Origin of the sequence: Actinoallomurus acaciae, from assembly GCF_042429965.1 — a bacterium.
In the GTDB taxonomy this organism is placed as follows: Bacteria; Actinomycetota; Actinomycetes; order Streptosporangiales; family Streptosporangiaceae; genus Actinoallomurus; species Actinoallomurus acaciae.
On record NZ_JBHLZP010000136.1, the window covers coordinates 1 to 17,202 of the forward strand.

Here is a 17,202-nt window from a genome sequence, read left to right on the forward strand (position 1 = left end):
GCGTGCCGGCCGCGGGGAGCGCGTTGCAGCGGGCCAAGGCCTTCACCGCGCGTACGGGCGACGCCGACCTCGCCGCGCTCGGCCGCGAGGTGGCCGGGCAGATGCGCGACGACCGGCTCTACCTGCTCGGGCCGGGCACCACCGTCGCGTACGTCAACGCCGCGCTCGGCCTGCCCGCGTCGTTCCTCGGCGTCGACGCCGTCCTCGGCGGACGGCTGGTCGCCGAGGACGCGAGCGAGACCGAACTGCTGGCCCTGCTCGCCGAGCACCCGGCGGCGACGCTGGTGCTCGGCGTCGTGGGCGGCCAGGGTTTCCTGCTCGGCCGGGGAAACCAGCAGCTCAGCGCCGCCGTGCTCAATGCGGTCGGCGCCGACCACATCGAGATACTCGCCGACCGCGGCAAGGTCGCCGCGCTCGACCCGCCGGTGCTGCGGATCGACGTCGGCGACGAGCACGCGACCGCCCCGATCACGGGCTACCGCAAGGTACGCACCGGGCGCGGCCGGAGCACCGTCCTGCGGATCGTCGCCTAGCGGCGAACAACACGCACAGAAAGGGAGTGGGCGTGGCACATCCGTACATGCCGAACTCGACGCCGGACGCCAAGGCCGCGATGATGCGGGCGGCCGGCGTCACCGACGTCGACGAGCTGTTCGAGCAGATCCCCGCCGGCCATCTCGCGGCCGAGCCGATCGCCCTCGGCGACGGCGTCCGCGCGGAGGCGAGCGTGCGCCGGCGCGTACGGCGGCTGCTCGACCGCAACGACAGTTGCGTGGAGAACCTGAACTTCCTCGGCGCGGGCTGCTGGCAGCACTACGTGCCGGCCGTCTGCGACGAGATCGCCTCGCGCAGCGAGTTCCTGACCCCGGTCTGGGGCACGCCGTCCTCCGACCACGGCCGCAACCAGGCCTGGTTCGAGTACGCCTCGCAACTCGGCGAGCTGGTCGGCATGGACTTCGTCGGCCTGCCGGTCTACAGCTGGGGCGCCGCGGCCGGGCACGCGATCCGGATGGCGGCGCGGATGACCGGCCGCCGTGAGGTGGTCGTGCCGGCCACGCTCGACCCCGAGCGTCTCGCCGTGATCCGCACGTACTGCGGCGAGGGCGCCGAGGCGATCGCCGTGGTCGTCGCCCGGCACGACCCGGACACCGGACGGCTGGACCTGGCCGACCTGGAGGCCAAGGTCGGTGACGCGACCGCGGCGGTGTACTTCGAGACGCCCAACCACCTCGGCGTGGTCGAGGCCGACGCCGACGCCGTGGCACGGATCGCGCGCGGCCAGGGCGCCGAGACGATCGCCGGCGTGGACCCGATCTCCCTGGGCCTGCTCAGGCCGCCGTCGGAGTACGGCGCCGACATCGCCGTGGGCAGCACCCAGCCGCTCGGGATCCACCTGAACGCCGGGGGCGGCGTCGGCGGCTTCATCGCCACCCGAGACGAGGAGCGGTACGCACGGGAGTACCCGACGTTGCAGGTCAGCCTCGCGGACACGAAGGTCCCGGGCGAACGCGCGTTCGGCATGACGCTGTTCCACCAGACCTCCTACGGCTCGCGGGAGGAGGGCAACGACTGGACCGGGAACTCGGTGTACCTGTGGACGGTCGTCAACGCCGTCTACATGGCCCTGATGGGGCCGCGGGGGTTCGCCGAGATCGGCGAGACGATCGCGGCGAACAGCGCGTACGCCGCCCGGCGCGTCGGCACGGTGCCCGGGGTCTCCGTGCGGTGGCCGTCCGGCTTCTTCAAGGAGTTCGTCGTCGACTTCAACGCCACCGGCCGGTCGGTCACGCAGGTCAACGAGGCGCTGCGCGCCCGGGGGATCTTCGGCGGCAAGGACCTGTCCACGGACTTCCCCGAGCTCGGCCAGGCGGCCCTGTACTGCGTCACCGAGATCCACACGGCAGATGACATCACCGCGCTGGTCAGCGCTCTACACGAGGTGGTCGCCGCATGAACGGCATTCCCCGTCGTTACCACGCCGCGGTCTGGGACCAGCCGTTGATCATGGAGCAGGGCGGGCCCGGCCGCCGTGGAACGGTGCCGCCCGCGCCGATCGAGACGGCCGTGGACGCGCTGCCGGAGGGCGTGCGCCGTACGACGCCCCTCGCCCTGCCGGAGGTGGCCGAGCCCGACGTGCTGCGGCACTACCTGCGCCTGTCCCAGCAGACGATGGGCATGATCGGGATCAGCCTGTTCGGCACGTGCACGATGAAGTACAACCCGCGGGTCGGCGAGCTGCTCGCCGCGCGCGACCAGCTCGCCGAGATCCACCCGCACCAGGACGACGCCAGTGTTCAGGGGCTGCTCGAGATCGTGCACGAGTTCGACCTGATGCTCCGCGAGCTGTCGGGGATGGGCCGGTTCATCTTCCAGGCGGGCGGCGGTGCCGCGGCCGCCTACGTCCACGCCTGCGTCACCCGCGCGTACCACGAGTCGCGCGGTGAGCTGGAGCGGCGGCGCGACGTCATCACCACCGCCCAGGCCCACCCGTGCAACCCGGCCACCGCGGCGGCGGCGGGCTTCAACGTGATCACACTGCCGGTGGAGCGGGACGGCTACCCGTCGCTCGACGCGCTGCGCGCCGTCGTCGGCGACCGTACCGCCGCATTGATGATCAACAACCCGGACGACATGGGCATCTACAACCCGCACATCAAGGAGTGGGTGGACGTCGTGCACGAGGCCGGCGGCCTGTGCTTCTACGACCACGCCAACTTCAACGGGGTGATGGGCCGCATCCGGGCGGCGGAGCTGGGCTTCGACGCGTGCATGTTCATGCTGCACAAGACCTTCGGCGCGCCGAAGGGCGGTGGCGGCCCGGCGGTCGGGGCGTACGGCTGCACGCCCGAGCTCGAACCCTTCCTGCCGGGCCCGCTCGTGGTCCGTACGGACGCCGGGTACGAGCGGCGGGAGAACGCGGGGGGCGTGGGCCGGGTCCGGGAGTTCCTCGGCAACCTGCCGCAGGTCGTGAAGGCCTACGCGTGGACCCTGGCGATGGGCGCCGACGGCATCCGCGAGGCGGCCGACATCTCGGTGCTGGCCAACAACTACATGGAGACGCGGCTGCTCGCCATCCCCGGCGTCACCAAGTCGTTCGACCACCTCACCGCCCGGCGGCTGGAGATGACGCGCTACAGCCTCGGCGAGTACACCGAGGAGACGGGCGTGACCGCCGTGGACATCCAGAACCGGATGACCGACTACGGCGTGGACGCGTTCTGGCTCAGCCACGAGCCCTGGATCGTTCCGGAGCCGTTCACCCCCGAGGCCGGTGAGGGGTGGTCGAAGGAGGACATCGACTACTGGATCGACGTGCTGGCCCACGTGATGGAGGAGGGACGCGCCGACCCGGAGCTGGTCCGGTCCGCGCCGCACAACCAGGTCGTGGCCCAGATCGACACCGCCTCGCTCGACGACCCGGCCCGCTGGGCGACGACGTGGCGCGCGTACCGGCGCAAGAACGAGCGGGAGGTCACGGCGTGAGCGAGGTGTCACCACCGGCCGTCGCGGTCGTCGGCGCGGGAAGCATCGGCGTGGCGTGGGCGATCGTGTTCGCCCGCGCCGGTCACCGAGTCGCCCTGTACGACCTCGACGCCGGCCGGGTCGCGGCGGCGCGGCCGGAGGTGGAGCGGCGGCTGGCCGAGCTCGCCGGGTTCGGGCTCGCCGACGCCGAGGCGCTCGACCTCGTCACGGCGACGGCCGACCTCGGCGAGGCGCTGGCGGGCGCCGCGTACGTCCAGGAGTGCGTGGTCGAGTCGCTGGAGGTCAAGCGGGAGCTGTTCGCCGAGCTCGACCGGCGCACCGGGCCCGAGGTGGTGCTGGCGAGCTCCACGTCGATGATCCCCTGCTCGCGGTTCGCGGACGCGCTGCCCGGCCGGGCGCGGTGCCTCGTCGTGCACCCCGGCAACCCGCCGTACCTGCTGCCGATCGCGGAGCTGGCCCCGGCGCCGTTCACGGCCCCGGACACGGTCGAGCACGCGCGGGAACTGCTGTCCGCGGCGGGCATGGTGCCGGTCCTGGTCGGCAGGGAGAACGAGGGCTTCATCTTCAACCGCCTGCAGGGCGCCCTGCTGCGGGAGGCGTACTGCCTCGTGCGCGACGGCGTCGCCACACCGGCCGACATCGACCTCGTCGTCGGCTCGGGGCTGGGCCGGCGGTGGTCGGTCCTCGGACCGTTCGCGACCGCGGAGCTGAACACCCGGGGCGGGATCGAGCGCCACGCGGAGGTGCTCGGCCCGGCGTACGCCCGGATGGGCGCCGAACGCGGACAGCACGACCCCTGGACCCCGGACCTCGTCGCCCGCGTCGCCGCGGAGGTGCATGCGGCTCTGCCACCGGAGGACTGGGCCGCGAACGTCGAGCGCCGCGACCGCGCACTGATGCGGCTGGAACAGGCACGACGCGCCGACCCCGAGTCGTTCCGCGGCTTCTCCCGCACCAGCTGAACCGGCGTCCCGGTGCCCATGGTCGGCGGCGAGGAGGGCGACCAGGGGGCCGGTGCGGCGGCGAGGAGGAGGCGTGTCCCGGTCCTGGGCGGCATCCGGCGCGCCGGTCATGGAACACGAGCGGCGGGTGGACGGTGACGCGCATGTCAGGGGCCGTCGTCGCCCCGAAGCAGCCGTTGCAGCAACGCTTCGTCCTCTGGGGGCAAGGAGGAGACGAAGCGCGTGAGTACGCCGGCGCGGTCGGTGCGGCGGCTCAGGAGTTCGGTCATCGCCTGGGCGGTGTGGTCGGCCTCGTTCACGGCGGGGGTGTAGGTGAAGCCACGCCCGGTCGGTTCCCGGGTGACCAGACCCTTGCGATACAGGCGGGTGAGGGTCGACATCACGGTGGTGTAGGCGAGCCGGTGGCCGAGGTGGGCCTGCACGTCGGCCGGGGTCATCGGCCGGTCGGTGGCCCACAGCACCGCGAGCAACTCGTCCTCGAGCATGCCCGGCGGGCGCCGGCCGCGCGGGCCTTCCTCGGGTGACGGGTTCATCGAGTCTCCTTGTCCATGTCGGCATCATACGCATCGCCTAGTACTATCCGCCGAGTACGACTGCAATAGTTCTTATTCCGGTCGTTGCCCGCTCAAGCGTTCTGAAGGGCGGGCCGCTTCGAACGGTTGTGGCTGACATGCGGCGAACGTGCCGCCCACAGCGAAGAAGCAGGAGATGGGTCATGATGAAAAAGGCGATCGTTGCCGTCGGCATGGCGGCGGCCGCATCGGCCGGTGCGCTCCTCCTCACCGGCTCGCCCGCGTCGGCGCAGACCACGCGAGCCGGCGCCGCGTACGTCCAGCAGGCACAGGTCCGCGGAGACCATCACTTCAGCGGTCATCGGCGGTACCACGACTACTACTACCACCGGCACCACCACCACGGCTGGTACCGCCACTGGAACCGGAACGTCGACGACATCCGGATCGAGATCGGCAACGGCGGGTGAGAAAACGGCCGCCCGGACGTGACGCCGACCGGTCCCGAGTGCCCAGGGGACGGCCTCGGGACCGGTCGACGACCACCCACGGTGCAGGACCTGCCGAATGGCGTCCTCAAGCTCCGAACGTTAATGGTTAAGTATCTTTACAATCTCCGGTCACGTCCTTACTGTGACGTCATGGCCTGGGAGGAACCCCGCTTCCGCCCGGGAATCCATGACCGCCCGTACGGCCATGGTCGCGCCCCCGCCAGGACGCGTGTGCCCCAGCACGTGAAGGAGAACGTTCGTGACAGCAGAGAACGACCGGATGCGCCGTGCCCGCCGGAAGATCCTCGCGGTGGCCGCCGGCGGCGCCATGGTGATCGCCGCGGGCGCCGTCCATGCCGGTGACGCCGTCGCCGCCGGTTCCACGACCCGGCTGAGCGCCGCCGGCCTCGACCCGACCGTCGCGCCGGGTGGCAACTTCAACCTGTCGGTGTGGGAGCTCCAGCTCCCGATCGGTTCGCCCGGCTCGCCGACCACGATCCCGCCGTCGCGGTTGAAGGGTGCGAGCGGGTACACGAACCCGGCGTACTTCTGGACCGACAAGAACGACGGCTCGATGACCTTCTGGGACCCCGAGTCCGGAGTGACGACGCCGAACTCGAGCTACGCCCGCTCCGAACTGCGCGAGATGAACGCCGACGGCAGCGCCGCGGACTGGTCCCTGTCCGGCACCCACAAGCTGTCGGCGACCCTGCGGATCGTCTCGGTGACGAAGAACGTCTGCGTCGGCCAGATCCACCTCGGCAGCGGTGGTTCGTCGACGAAGCCGCTGCTCGAGCTCTACTACCACGCCAACGGCGACGTCGTTCTCGGCCTGGAGAAGTCGCCCGACGGCGGGCAGAACACCTACACCCTGACCAATGTGCCGCTCGGCACCCAGTGGAGCTACGTCATCGCGATCGTCGGCGGCAAGATCCAGGTCACCGTCAACGGCGACACGAAGAGCTACTCGATCGCCTCGGGCTTCAACGCCTATCACCAGTACTTCAAGGCCGGCGACTACAACCAGTCGTCGTCGAGCAGCACCAGCAACGGCGCGAAGGTCAAGTTCTACGCCCTGACCGTGGCCCACGGCTGACCGATGGCGGCCGGTGTCTTTCACGTCGGACCGGGCGTTCCGTACGGGGACGCCCGGAGGCGGCGGGGGAGGAGCGTGACCGCGACCACGACGAGGACGTATCCGACCCGCAGCAATCCGAGAACATGCAGGGAGATCGGTGCGACGTGCGCCACGAGGCGCGCGACGTACAGCATCAGCAGGCCGCCCGTCGTCAGCCAGGGCCATCGCCGATCGGAGATCACCAGGTCGTACGCCACGGCGCCGAGCAGGATTCCGCCCGTGTAGTAGGAGTACACCTCCGGGTCGAGCAGGATCCGCGCGGCCGTGGCGAGCAGGATGACCGCGGGCCATCGGCCCCGGATCACCGTGAGCGCCCCGAGCAGGCAGCCGAGTGCCAGCTGGGCCGGCCGGTCCCATGAGGGGGTACGCGGGTAGGTGAGGCCGAGCGCGCGCAGGCCCGACGACGTCGCCGTCGGGATCGTGAAGCTCGCCGCGGCCAGCGTGTGCCCGTCGTCGAGCAGGAACGGCAGCCAGGCCGCCGCCAGGCCGGTCGCGCAGGCGGCCGCCGCGCGCCACCGGCCGGGGCGCCCGACCGCGAGCAGGAGAGGAGCGAAGGCCGCGGCCCACGGCTTGGCGTCGGCGGAGGCCGCGACCAGCAGGCCGGCGGCGACCGGATGACCGGACCTGATCGCGTGCAGGGCCGCGACGGCGAAGAGCAGCGCCAGGACGTCGTCCAGGTGACCGGCGTGGGTGACCAACTCGGCCCAGACCGGAAGGAAGAGCAGTCCGGCGGTGAGCAGCCGTGACGGCCGCCGCGCACGTGCCGGGGCCAGGCGCCACAGCGCGTACAGGACGAGCGGTCCGGTGAGGCTCATCGCGAGGAGCGCCAGGAGACGCCCGGGTGTGGCTCCGAGCAGCCGCAGCGGTGTCGCGACCAGGAAGGCGATCGGCCCGATCTGCAGGTCGGGATGGGCGGCGTACAGGTGGAGGCCCTGGCCTCGGTCGTCGCCGAACAGCAGCCGGCTGCCCTGGGCGAAGTAGTGCCATGAGCCGCCGCCGCCCGGCAGGCGCAGCCCGGTCCACGTCGCCGTCCAGGTCCACAGGCACCACCACACGGCCCGGCACCGCCGGGCGTGATCCGGGCTCGTCTCGCGGGCCGGAGGCGAGGCCCCGTCGCGTACGGCCTCCGCCTCGATCATCGCGCCACGCCGTGGCGATGCCGTACTGACCTGTGCATTCCCCGGCTCCTCCCGGTCGGTGGGGCCAACGTAGGCAGAGCCGGGTAAGAGGCTGGAAAGACGGCGGCAAGCGGCCCGCTTACCGTCCCGCACCGTGAGGGCGAAGCGCGATCGCCGCGCCGAAGGAGGGCCGCGACCGGGGCGGCCGAGGCTCGGCCCCTCTGCGGGCGGGTCGCCCGCCGCGGCCTGCCCAGGGCGAAGGCGAACAGGATCGCCGCCCTACGATGTGGGCATGGCACGGCTGCTCATCGTCGAGGACGACGAGACGATCGGGAACATGCTCGCGTCCCGTCTCCGGATGCATGATCACGAGGTGGTGTGGCAACGCACCGGCCGGGGGGCGGTACGCGAGGCGACGGTCACGGACTTCGACCTGGTGCTGCTGGATCTCGGCCTGCCCGATCTGGACGGCATCGAGGTGTGCGGGCAGATTCGCCGCGTCCAGCCGGAGTGTGTGCTGGTGATGCTCACCGCCCGTCAGGAGGAGATGGACGTCGTCATGGGGCTGGACGCGGGCGCCGACGACTATCTCACCAAGCCGTTCGGCCTCGCGGAGGTGCTGGCCCGCATCCGGGCGCACCTGCGTCGTGGTGCCCCGTCCGGCCCGGCACGCCAGGAGCACCGGATCGGTGACCTGGTGGTGGACGCCGGGGCTCGCCGGTGTTTCATCGTTGATCGCGAGGTCGCCTTGCGGGCGAAGGAGTTCGACCTGCTGCGCCGTCTCGCCGTGGACGCCGGAAGGGCGGTCAGCCGGGAGGATCTGATGGCCGACGTGTGGGACGAGAACTGGTTCGGGTCCACCAAGACGCTCGACGTCCACATCGCGGCGGTACGCGCGAAGCTGACCGAGGCGGCCGGCGGCGAGTCGGCGACCATGCCGAGGATCGTCACGCTTCGCGGTCACGGCTATCGGCTGGACGGCCCGCGCCGCTGAGGCGCCCGCTCGCCGGAGTCTTCCGCGGAACGCCGATGACGGGCCGTCCGCACCACCGCGGCGGCGATGGTGATCACACCCGCCGTCGTGAGGCACGGTCACGGCACGACCGGCGGCGGGGACCTTTGAACGAGAGGCCGCCACCGGGCGGCGAGGACCTGGTCACCGGGGACGCCGTGCGGTGCGCCGCGTACGGTGCACGATCGCCGGAATGCTCGAAGGGAGCCGTATGCGCAGGCGGATCGTGATGCTCACCGTGCTGTCGGCCATCCTGGCCATCAGCCTGTTCGGCGTTCCGCTGGCCGCCGGGGTCGCCCACTATTACATGGCCGATGAGCGAAGCGAGCTGACCCGTTTCGCCACCGAGGCGACCGTGACCGTCTCCGGAGCGCAGCTGAGCGGCCGCGACCCCACCGAGTTGCCGTCGACCGAGCCGGGTGTCCAACTGGCCGTCTACGACCACGCCGGTCGGCGGATCGGCGGCGACGGACCCGCGGTGGCCGACGTCGCCGTACGCGGCGCACTGCACGGCGTCCCCGCCAATGGGCAGGACGGATCCGACCTCGTCGTCACCGTGCCGGTCGCGAACAACGAGCACGTCACCGGCGCGATACGCGCGGCCGCCGGCAAGATGTTCGTCTACCGGCGGGTCGCCAGGACCTGGCTGCTGATGCTGGCCGTCGCCTGCGCGGCCGTCCTCATCACCGCCCTGCTCGCGCGCCGGCAGGCCCGGCGTCTCGCCCGGCCGCTGGAGGAGATGTCGGCCATGGCCGAACGGCTCGGCGACGGTGACTTCAGCGTGCGCGCCCGGCCCAGCGGCATACCGGAGATCGATTCCACCGGCGCCAGCCTCTCGACCACGGCCGGGCGTCTCGGCGACCTCCTCGCCCGCGAACGCGCGTTCTCCGCGGACGCCTCACACCAGTTGCGCACGCCGCTGACCGGCCTGCGGCTCCAGTTGGAGAGCATGCTCGACGCTCCGGGCAGGACGCGGGCGGAGGAGATCAACCAGGCCATGGCCGAAGCGGACCGGCTCCAGCGGACCATCGACGACCTCCTCGCCCTGGCTCGCGACGTACCCCGCCACAACGAGCCGCTCGACCTGGACGGCCTCCTGGAGGAGGCACGGGAGACCTGGCAGGCCGACCCGGCCGGCAAGGGGCGCCCGCTGCGGATCCGGGTCGATCCCGACCTGCCCGCCACAGGCGCGTCCACCGCCGCCGCCCGCCAGATCCTCCACGTCCTCCTCGACAACGCCATCCGTCACGGCGCCGGCACGGTGACGGTCAACGTCCGTGACGCGGGGGAGGCACTGGCCATCGACGTCAGTGACCAGGGGCCGGGCATCGAACGCTCACCCGACGAACTGTTCCGCCGCCGTACGGAGACCGCCGGGCACGGCATCGGCCTGGCCATGGCCCGCCGCCTCGCCGAGGCCGAAGGCGGACGCCTGCGCCTGGCCCGCCCGTCACCACCGACGTTCACGCTCCTGCTCCCCGGCGCCTGAGGCACCGCGCGGTAAGTGTCATCCGGTCCGCGATCCATCTCGGCCGAATGGATAGGCGACCTATATAGGTAGGTGATATAAGTCGGGTCATGGAGGAAGCACGTTCCGTAGGGGACCTTGAGATCGCGGCGGCGCTGACGGAGGTGGCCGCCCTGATGGCGAGGCACCTGTCGAACCGTCAGGCCATGAGTCTCACCACCGCCTCGACCCTCGCCAGGGTGGAGCGGGAGGGCCCCGTCCGGCTGACCGCGCTGGCCGCGGCGGAAGGCATCGCCCAGCCGTCGATGACCCAGTTGGTGCAGCGGCTGGAACGCGAGGGCCTGATCGCACGGATGCGCGACCCGGAGGACCGGCGGGTCGCGCTCGTCACGATCACCGAGGCCGGGCGGGGAGTCCTGGCCGAGCGCGGGCAGGTGCGCTATGCCCGGCTGGCCGAACTGCTGGCCGCCCTCCCCGCGGAGGAGCGCGAGGCCTTGGGCTCGGCCATGCGGACGGCCCTGCCGATCGTCCGGCGGCTGATCCACGACGCCGCGCGGCCCCACGTCACGAGCGAGGGGACTCTCCCGTGATCGAAGCCCTGACCTCGCGCGTTCCGGCCTTCAGCCGGAGACCCCGCGGCCGCTCGCGGGCCCGGCCCTCGTACTTACGCTTCCCGCCGCTGATCACGCAACGGATGTGTCGAAAGGACGGAGAACCATGAGCGCCGACCCGGTGACCACCACGACCAGCACCCATGCGGCCGAGGCACCGCGATTCCCGATGCCCCGGGCGACCGGCTGCCCGTTCGACCCGCCGCCCGCCCTGCGCGCGCTGGCGGACGACACTCCCATCACCCGGGTCCGGCTGTGGGACGGCAGCACTCCCTGGCTGGTCAGCCGCTATGACGATCAGCGAGCCCTGTTGTCCGATCCGCGGATCAGCGCGGACTCCACCCTCCCGCACTATCCCCATACGACCGCGGGTCAGATGACGGTCCGCAAGGAGTCGCGGACCTTCATCAACGTCGACGACCCGGAACATGCGCGCCTCCGCCGGATGGTGACGGCCCCTTTCTCCATCAAGCGGGTCCAAGCGCTGCGTCCTGCCATCCAGAAGATCGTGGACGGTCTGATCGATGACATGCTCGCCGGCCCGGCACCGGTGGATCTGGTCGAGGCGTTCGCGTTGCCGGTGCCCTCGCTGGTGATCAGCGAACTGCTCGGTGTGCCGTACGCCGACCATGACTTCTTCCAGCGCAACAGCAGGCTGCTCGTCAACCGCGCCACGACGCCGGAGGAGGCGTTGGCGGCCCAGCACCGGCTGGTCGGCTACCTTGAGCGGCTGGTCGCCGACAAACAGGCTCACCCGGGCGAGGACCTGCTGTCTCAGCTGGCCGTGGAGCGCGTCGCCACCGGCGAGCTGTCCCGGCACGAGGCGGCGATGATGGGCCGCCTCCTGCTGACGGCCGGCCACGAGACGACCGCGAACATGATCGCGCTGGGCACCCTCGCGCTGCTGCGGCACCCGGACCAGCTCGTCCGGCTGCGGGAGACCGACGATCCGAAGGCGATCGCCGGCGCGGTCGAGGAGCTTCTGCGCTATCTGACCATCGTGCACGGCGGCCGGCGCCGCGTCGCGCTGGAGGACATCGAGGTCGGCGGCCAGATCATCCGCGCCACCGAGGGCATCGTCCTGGCCAACGACGTCGGCAACCGGGACACCGCCGTCTTCGCCGACCCGGACCGGCTCGACCTCCAGCGCGACGCCCGGCGGCACATCGCGTTCGGCTTCGGCGTGCACCAGTGTCTCGGGCAGCCGCTGGCCCGGGTGGAGTTGCAGGTCGTGTACGGCACGCTCTACCGCCGCATCCCGACGCTGCGCCTGGCGACGGATCTGGACCAGGTGCCGTTCAAACACGACGCCCTCGTCTATGGCGTCTACGAACTCCCCGTCGCCTGGTGACCACGACGGACGACGACGCCACACCGAACGACAGCGCGGAACCGCGCGGTGGGCCCGGTTCACCGCGCGGTTCCGGCCGGAGGACGGATGGTCGGCGGTCAGTGGCGGACGGCCCGGCGGTACTGCTGCCAGACCTCCTTGCCGGTCACGGCCCGGTTCAGGAACATCAGGCCGTCGAACCGGCAGTCGCAGGCGTTCTTCTCGGCGGTGTTCTGGGGGAAGCTTCCGCCGATCTTGATGCCGCGCGGATCGGTCGGCGAGGTGAGGTGCGTGCCCGGCGTGCCGACCTGCCAGGGATCGCCGGCCGTGGTGTAGAAGCCGTCCAGCGGCCGGCCGTCCTTGTACAGCCGCATCGTTCCGTGGTCGTAGTCGAACGACGCCGCGAGGAAGACCCACCGGCCGATCGGCAGGATGCTCCGCCAGTCCTCGTTCGCGGCGAAGGTCTGCGACTGACCGCCGTCGACGCGGCGGCCGAGCGCGACGACTCGCAGCGTCCCGGACACGTCGATCACTTCCAGCAGCGCACGTACGTCATGGCCCTGTGAGTCGCCGCTGAGCAGGCCCGCCAGGCCGACCGCGTTGTAGTAGTCCGACGGGTCCGCCGTCTCGGAGTCGGGGCCCGGGTTCGGGCCGGTCATCTTGAACCAGCCCATGATCGAGGCTTCCCTGACGCCGTTGAAGGCGTGCAGGGTCGGCACGCCGGTCGCCGAGTACGTCCCGGCCTTCCAGTCGTCGTTGCCCTTGGTCGCCGGGTTCACCTGCCTGGTCTGGATCGAGTGGCCTCCGCCCGGGAACGCGCTGTCCCGTACGCGCATGGCGGCCCCGCCGTTGATCAGGTTGACGGTCGTGCCGGAGAACCCGCGGTCGCGTTCCTGCGCGGGGTTGCCCCGGACGGGATGCTCGAAGTCGTAGTACGAGACCAGGTTGGGCCGCAGGCTCGGCAGCACCTTCGACAGGGCGTGGTCGCCCCGGCCCACCCCCGCGCCGGTGTCCGCCCGGGCCGCGCTCGCCGCGAGCGGACCGCACACCAGGGCGGCCACCGCGACCGCCGCCAGGGATCGTACGGGCCTGCGGCGCCCGGTCACGCTGAGATCTCTCATCATTCCTCCACGTGCGTCTGGGGTCCCGGCGGTCACCGCCCGGGCGGTGACCGCCGGGAGTGCACCGGGGGCTCGGGCCCCGGACCGGCGGCCCGAGCCCACGATCAGTCGCCGGCCGCCGTGCCGGTGACCTTGAGGTCGCGGACCCGGCCGGTGTTGTCGAACGACCCGAAGCCCACCCGGCCGGCGCCGAGAGTCGTGTCGACCGCCGTCATCCGCGGGTCCTTCGCGTGGTCGAGGTACACCGCGATCTCACCGGTGTCCAGGTGCCGGATCACCGTCACGTGATGCCACTTCAGGTCGCTGATCGACGGAGGGGCGCCGCGCGAGCGTACGGGGTCCCACTGGTCCTCGAGCCGCTGCCGGTCGGCGTTGTCGACCAGGAAGATCCCGTTGTGCGGATAGATCGAATTGTCCTGCGACAGATGCGCGTAATAGAACTGCGTGTCCGACTGGAAGCCGAACACGATGATCACATCCCGGTTGGTGACATCCGTCGGCGTGTCGATCCGCACGTCCGCGTCGATCCGCTCCGTACCGAACTTCGGGCCCTTGGTGAGCACCGCGTACTCGTACGGGCGGCGCGGGCCGGGCCGCTCGGTGCCGGGCTCGGCCAGGATCACCTGGTTCCCGTCGAACCTCCACTTCGACGGGGTGACCGGCGCCCAGTTCTTCGCGCCCGCCGTGCCGCCGACATGAGTGTGGCCGACCGGGCCGGCGGCGAAGTGCCGGGTGCCGACGACCTTCCAGATCTTGCCGTTCGCCTTGGAGAGCAGGTAGAGCTCGCCCTTGCTGTCGCGACCGAAGCGGAGGTCGACCCGGCCGTCCCCGGCGAACTGCTGCATCGTCAGCCGGTGGCCGCTCGTGTCGAACGTCTGCAGCTGGTGGATCGGCGCCCGCGGCCCGCCGCGGCGCATCTGGCTCTCCTCGGTGTAGTAGACGGCACCGTCGACCAGGTCACCGAAGACGTACTTCCCGTACAGCTCCGGCAGCTTGTGCCCGCGATAGACGTACCCACCGGAGATCGCCTTGCCGACGTCGGCATCGCAGGACCAGTCGGCCGGCGGGTCGTGGTCGTAGGCGGCCACCGGGTAGTCGTAGCCGTACTTCGCGTCGTCCTCGGGCAGCGTGTACAGGTTGCAGCGATCGTTCTTGTTGAAGACGAACGGGCCCTCGCGGTTCGGCCAGCCGAGGTTGTCACCGGCGCGGACGTCCCACACGCCCTCGATCGCGTGCTCGCCGATGAACCCGAGGAACAGCCGGTGGCTGCCGCCGGTGTCCCAGCTGAAGCGGTGCGGGTCGCGCATGCCTATCGCGAAGATCTCGCCGAGGGCGCCGGACCTGCCGACGAACGGGTTGTCGGCCGGGACGCCGTACCTGCCGTTGGAGCTGTCGGTGCCGTGCGGGTCGATCCGCAGGATCTTGCCCTGCGGGACCGCGAGGTTCTGCGGGTCGTTGTTGCCCGCGGCCTGCCCCTGCCCGCCGTCACCGGCGGCGATGTAGAGCTTGCCGTAGTCCTTGGAGCCGCGCTTGGCGTTCGGGTTGAACCCGATCTCCTGGATGCCGTGGACCTGCCCGCTGAAGCCGAGCCGGAGGACCTCGCGGTGCGTGCCGTGGAAGGTGTCCGCCGCCGGGTCGTCGGCCGTCCACTCGTCGATGACGCCGTGGTAGATCGTGCCCGGCTGCTGCGGCAGGTCGGGCACCTTCGTGGTGCTGGAGGCCAGCTCCGTGTGCACGGTGTAGAACTTGCCGTTCGTGCGGAAGCCGGGGTCGAAGGCGACGATGCCGAAGCCCTGGCCGAGGCCGCGCCCGGAGAAGAAGTACTTCTCGAACTGGGCCTTGACGTCGAGGTAGACGTGCGGCCGGCCGTTCCGGACGATGTACATGTTGCCGTTCAGGTCCGGCACGTACATGCGGCCGGAGCCGTCCGGCACCTCACCGATGAAGTTGATCCGCGCCCAGCGCATCAGGCGGGGGTCGACCGGCGCGGGGACGGGCTCGGACTTGGGGAACTGCGCGTACTCCTGGAGGACCAGCCCCAGGTCAGAGGTGATCGGTTGTTCGGGGATCGGGTCTTTGACCGGTTGTTCGTCGGCCAGCGCGGCTGTCTGCGGCACCGTGAAGAGGGCTGCGAGAACAGCGACGATCGTCAGAAGGCACCATCTGAACTTCGTCATCCTGTCACCCATGGGCTCGGAAGGGGGAAAGCGCTTTCTGTAAGCGCTTTCCAGAACGTAGATGAGGTACCGAACAGCGTCAAGAGAAAGGTCGGATGTCCTCCCGGGGGCTGGGGTCTGTCGGCGGAGGACGCGCTCGCGCGCGCTCAGGTCACGTGCCGGGCGAAGCGGTCGAGGCACAGCGACAGCGCCTCGGCCCCCGGCATCGCCCAGAGGCCGTCGTTGAAGATCTCGACTTCGATCGGTCCCGTGTAGCCGGTCTCGTCCACGGCCACGCGGAACCGGCGCAGCTCGACGCAGCCGTCGCCGAGCATCCCGCGCCCGGTCAGCACGCCCTCGGGCAGCGGAGTGACCCAGTCGGCCACCTGGAAGAGCGCGATCCGGTCCTCGGCCCCGGCACGCGCGATGGCGGCGTACGCGCCCGGGTCCCACCAGAGGTGGTAGGTGTCGACCATGACGCCGGCCTGCGCGGCGGGGAGCGGCGCGGTCAGGTCGAGCGCCTGGTCGAGCGACGAGACCACGCAGCGGTCGGAGCAGTACATCGGGTGCAGCGGTTCGAGCGCCAGCCGCACGCCGTACCGCCCGGCGTGGGGAGCGAGTTCGGCGAGCGCGTCGGCCACGCGCCGCCGCGCACCGTCGAGGTCGCGGGAGCCCTCGGGCAGCCCGCCGCTGACCAGCGCCAGGACCGGCGAGCCCAGTTCGGCGGCCTCCTCGATGGCCTGGCGGTTCTCCGCGATGGCGTCCGGCCGCTGGAAGAATCCGCCCCGGCACAGCGACGTCACGGACAGTCCGGTGTCGCGGACCAGCTTCGCCGTACGGGCCAGGCCGTACTCGGCGACGGGTTCGCGCCAGAGACCGACGCCCGTGACCCCGGCCGCGGCACAGCCCGCGGCCAGGTCCGGCAGCGGCCAGTACCGCGTCGTCCACTGGTTGAGGCTGAAGCGTGCGAGGCTCATGTGCTCACTCCCTGAACGGTGAGCCACGTGCGCATGCGGGCCACCGCGAGTTCCGGATCGGGTAGCAGGCCGGCCTGGTCCACGAGTTCGAACAGCCGGACCAGATGCGGCACCGAGCGTGCGCTCTCCAGACCGCCGACCATGCGGAAGTGCGTCTGGTGCCCGGCCAGCCAGGCGAGGAACACCACGCCCGTCTTGTAGTAGTACGTGGGGGAGGCGAAGAGATGCCGGGCGAGCGGCACGGTGGGGGCGAAGATCCGCTCGTACGCCGCGAGGTCCCCGGCCTCCAGCGCGCCGAGGGCCGCCGCCGCGGCGGGCGCGATCGGGTCGAAGACGCCGAGCAGCGCGTCGCTGTGGCCGTGGTCGTCGCCGCGGATCAGTTCCGGATAGTTGAAGTCGTCGCCGGTGTACAGGCGCACGCCGGCGGGCAGGCGGCGGCGCAACGCGATCTCCCGGCCGGCGTCCAGCAACGACATCTTGATCCCGTCGACCTTGGCGGCATGCTCGACGATGATCGCCAGGACGCTCCGGGCGGCGGCGTCCGGGTCGGCCGAGCCCCAGTAACCCGCCAGGGCCGGGTCGAACATCGGGCCGAGCCAGTGCAGCACGGCCCGCCCCGCGACCTGGCCGAGCAGCCGCCCGTACACCTCGGCGTAGTCGTCGGGCCCGCCCGCCGAGGCGGCGAGCTGGCGGCTCGCCATGAGGACGGGCGTCCCGCCGGCCGCCTCGATGACCCCGAGCTGCTCCTCGTACGCCGCGACGATCCGGTCCAGCGGCGCGGGGCCGGGCGGCAGCTGGTCGGTGCCCGCGCCGCAGACGATCC

16 protein-coding genes are annotated in these 17,202 nt (G+C 71.4%); 10 read left to right on the forward strand and 6 right to left on the reverse strand.

The window, feature by feature from the left end; translation table 11 throughout:
• The 4 genes from ACFFNX_RS19575 to ACFFNX_RS19590 form a co-directional block, all read left to right on the forward strand.
• On the forward strand, positions 1 to 533 hold a 533-nt coding region (locus ACFFNX_RS19575), incomplete at its 5' end, for an ATP-NAD kinase family protein (RefSeq protein WP_378203880.1).
• A gap of 32 nt (positions 534 to 565) precedes the next feature.
• Positions 566 to 1,954 carry an aminomethyl-transferring glycine dehydrogenase subunit GcvPA gene (gcvPA, locus tag ACFFNX_RS19580; RefSeq protein WP_378203883.1) on the forward strand — a complete coding sequence of 463 codons (1,389 nt, stop codon included), beginning with the start codon at positions 566 to 568 and terminating at the stop codon, positions 1,952 to 1,954.
• Positions 1,951 to 3,483 (forward strand): aminomethyl-transferring glycine dehydrogenase subunit GcvPB, encoded by a 1,533-nt coding sequence (gene gcvPB, locus ACFFNX_RS19585; RefSeq protein ID WP_378203886.1) that lies wholly within the window; start codon positions 1,951 to 1,953, stop codon positions 3,481 to 3,483. Before gcvPA ends, gcvPB begins: the two co-directional genes overlap by 4 nt.
• Positions 3,480 to 4,445 (forward strand): 3-hydroxyacyl-CoA dehydrogenase, encoded by a 966-nt coding sequence (locus ACFFNX_RS19590; RefSeq protein ID WP_378203889.1) that lies wholly within the window; start codon positions 3,480 to 3,482, stop codon positions 4,443 to 4,445. The genes gcvPB and ACFFNX_RS19590 overlap by 4 nt, the downstream gene beginning before the upstream one ends.
• Positions 4,446 to 4,591: 146 nt before the next feature.
• On the opposite strand, the gene ACFFNX_RS19595 is transcribed toward ACFFNX_RS19590, so the two are convergent.
• Positions 4,592 to 4,978: a BlaI/MecI/CopY family transcriptional regulator gene (locus ACFFNX_RS19595; RefSeq protein ID WP_378203892.1), complete on the reverse strand. Its 387-nt coding sequence runs from the start codon at positions 4,976 to 4,978 to the stop codon at positions 4,592 to 4,594.
• A gap of 182 nt (positions 4,979 to 5,160) precedes the next feature.
• Here ACFFNX_RS19595 and ACFFNX_RS19600 point away from each other — a divergent pair, with 182 nt between their 5' ends.
• A complete protein-coding gene (locus tag ACFFNX_RS19600; protein WP_378203895.1) occupies positions 5,161 to 5,427 on the forward strand; it encodes a hypothetical protein in 267 nt (88 codons plus the stop codon).
• A 280-nt stretch (positions 5,428 to 5,707) separates the two neighbouring features.
• Positions 5,708 to 6,544 (forward strand): polysaccharide lyase family 7 protein, encoded by an 837-nt coding sequence (locus ACFFNX_RS19605; RefSeq protein ID WP_378203897.1) that lies wholly within the window; start codon positions 5,708 to 5,710, stop codon positions 6,542 to 6,544.
• 20 nt (positions 6,545 to 6,564) lie between these two features.
• Here ACFFNX_RS19605 and ACFFNX_RS19610 read toward each other — a convergent pair whose 3' ends face one another.
• On the reverse strand, positions 6,565 to 7,725 hold the full coding sequence (locus tag ACFFNX_RS19610; RefSeq protein WP_378203900.1) for a hypothetical protein: 1,161 nt from the start codon (positions 7,723 to 7,725) through the stop codon (positions 6,565 to 6,567).
• Between the two features lie 271 nt (positions 7,726 to 7,996).
• On the opposite strand from ACFFNX_RS19610, the gene ACFFNX_RS19615 reads away from it, so the two are divergent.
• The 4 genes from ACFFNX_RS19615 (at position 7,997) to ACFFNX_RS19630 (ending at position 12,146) form a co-directional block, all read left to right on the forward strand.
• Positions 7,997 to 8,698 (forward strand): response regulator transcription factor, encoded by a 702-nt coding sequence (locus ACFFNX_RS19615; protein ID WP_378203903.1) that lies wholly within the window; start codon positions 7,997 to 7,999, stop codon positions 8,696 to 8,698.
• Between the two features lie 229 nt (positions 8,699 to 8,927).
• Positions 8,928 to 10,205 carry a sensor histidine kinase gene (locus ACFFNX_RS19620; protein ID WP_378203906.1) on the forward strand — a complete coding sequence of 426 codons (1,278 nt, stop codon included), beginning with the start codon at positions 8,928 to 8,930 and terminating at the stop codon, positions 10,203 to 10,205.
• A gap of 89 nt (positions 10,206 to 10,294) precedes the next feature.
• Complete coding sequence (locus tag ACFFNX_RS19625) at positions 10,295 to 10,774, forward strand: MarR family winged helix-turn-helix transcriptional regulator (protein ID WP_378203909.1); 480 nt, start codon at positions 10,295 to 10,297, stop codon at positions 10,772 to 10,774.
• A 127-nt stretch (positions 10,775 to 10,901) separates the two neighbouring features.
• Complete coding sequence (locus ACFFNX_RS19630; RefSeq protein WP_378203912.1) at positions 10,902 to 12,146, forward strand: cytochrome P450; 1,245 nt, start codon at positions 10,902 to 10,904, stop codon at positions 12,144 to 12,146.
• A gap of 98 nt (positions 12,147 to 12,244) precedes the next feature.
• On the opposite strand, the gene ACFFNX_RS19635 is transcribed toward ACFFNX_RS19630, so the two are convergent.
• The 4 genes from ACFFNX_RS19635 to ACFFNX_RS19650 form a co-directional block, all read right to left on the reverse strand.
• Complete coding sequence (locus ACFFNX_RS19635; RefSeq protein WP_378203915.1) at positions 12,245 to 13,246, reverse strand: LamG-like jellyroll fold domain-containing protein; 1,002 nt, start codon at positions 13,244 to 13,246, stop codon at positions 12,245 to 12,247.
• Positions 13,247 to 13,350: 104 nt separating this feature from the next.
• Positions 13,351 to 15,423, reverse strand: a complete 2,073-nt coding sequence (locus tag ACFFNX_RS19640; RefSeq protein ID WP_378203918.1) for a PQQ-dependent sugar dehydrogenase — start codon at positions 15,421 to 15,423, stop codon at positions 13,351 to 13,353.
• A 146-nt stretch (positions 15,424 to 15,569) separates the two neighbouring features.
• On the reverse strand, positions 15,570 to 16,379 hold the full coding sequence (locus ACFFNX_RS19645) for a sugar phosphate isomerase/epimerase family protein (protein ID WP_378203921.1): 810 nt from the start codon (positions 16,377 to 16,379) through the stop codon (positions 15,570 to 15,572).
• A partial coding sequence (locus ACFFNX_RS19650; protein WP_378203925.1) for a DUF993 family protein occupies positions 16,376 to 17,202 on the reverse strand: 827 nt, incomplete at its 5' end. The genes ACFFNX_RS19650 and ACFFNX_RS19645, both read right to left, overlap by 4 nt.

Excerpts from the sequence above, each read along its gene's own strand:
- ACFFNX_RS19625 (WP_378203909.1), top strand. The coding sequence starts at position 10,295 with ATGGAGGAAGCACGTTCCGTAGGGGACCTTGAGATCGCGGCGGCGCTG.
- ACFFNX_RS19640 (WP_378203918.1), bottom strand. The coding sequence starts at position 15,423 with ATGACGAAGTTCAGATGGTGCCTTCTGACGATCGTCGCTGTTCTCGCA.
- ACFFNX_RS19630 (WP_378203912.1), top strand. The coding sequence starts at position 10,902 with ATGAGCGCCGACCCGGTGACCACCACGACCAGCACCCATGCGGCCGAG.
- ACFFNX_RS19615 (WP_378203903.1), top strand. The coding sequence starts at position 7,997 with ATGGCACGGCTGCTCATCGTCGAGGACGACGAGACGATCGGGAACATG.
- ACFFNX_RS19595 (WP_378203892.1), bottom strand. The coding sequence starts at position 4,978 with ATGAACCCGTCACCCGAGGAAGGCCCGCGCGGCCGGCGCCCGCCGGGC.
- gcvPB (WP_378203886.1), top strand. The coding sequence starts at position 1,951 with ATGAACGGCATTCCCCGTCGTTACCACGCCGCGGTCTGGGACCAGCCG.
- ACFFNX_RS19635 (WP_378203915.1), bottom strand. The coding sequence starts at position 13,246 with ATGAGAGATCTCAGCGTGACCGGGCGCCGCAGGCCCGTACGATCCCTG.
- ACFFNX_RS19600 (WP_378203895.1), top strand. The coding sequence starts at position 5,161 with ATGATGAAAAAGGCGATCGTTGCCGTCGGCATGGCGGCGGCCGCATCG.
- ACFFNX_RS19645 (WP_378203921.1), bottom strand. The coding sequence starts at position 16,379 with ATGAGCCTCGCACGCTTCAGCCTCAACCAGTGGACGACGCGGTACTGG.
- ACFFNX_RS19610 (WP_378203900.1), bottom strand. The coding sequence starts at position 7,725 with ATGATCGAGGCGGAGGCCGTACGCGACGGGGCCTCGCCTCCGGCCCGC.
- ACFFNX_RS19620 (WP_378203906.1), top strand. The coding sequence starts at position 8,928 with ATGCGCAGGCGGATCGTGATGCTCACCGTGCTGTCGGCCATCCTGGCC.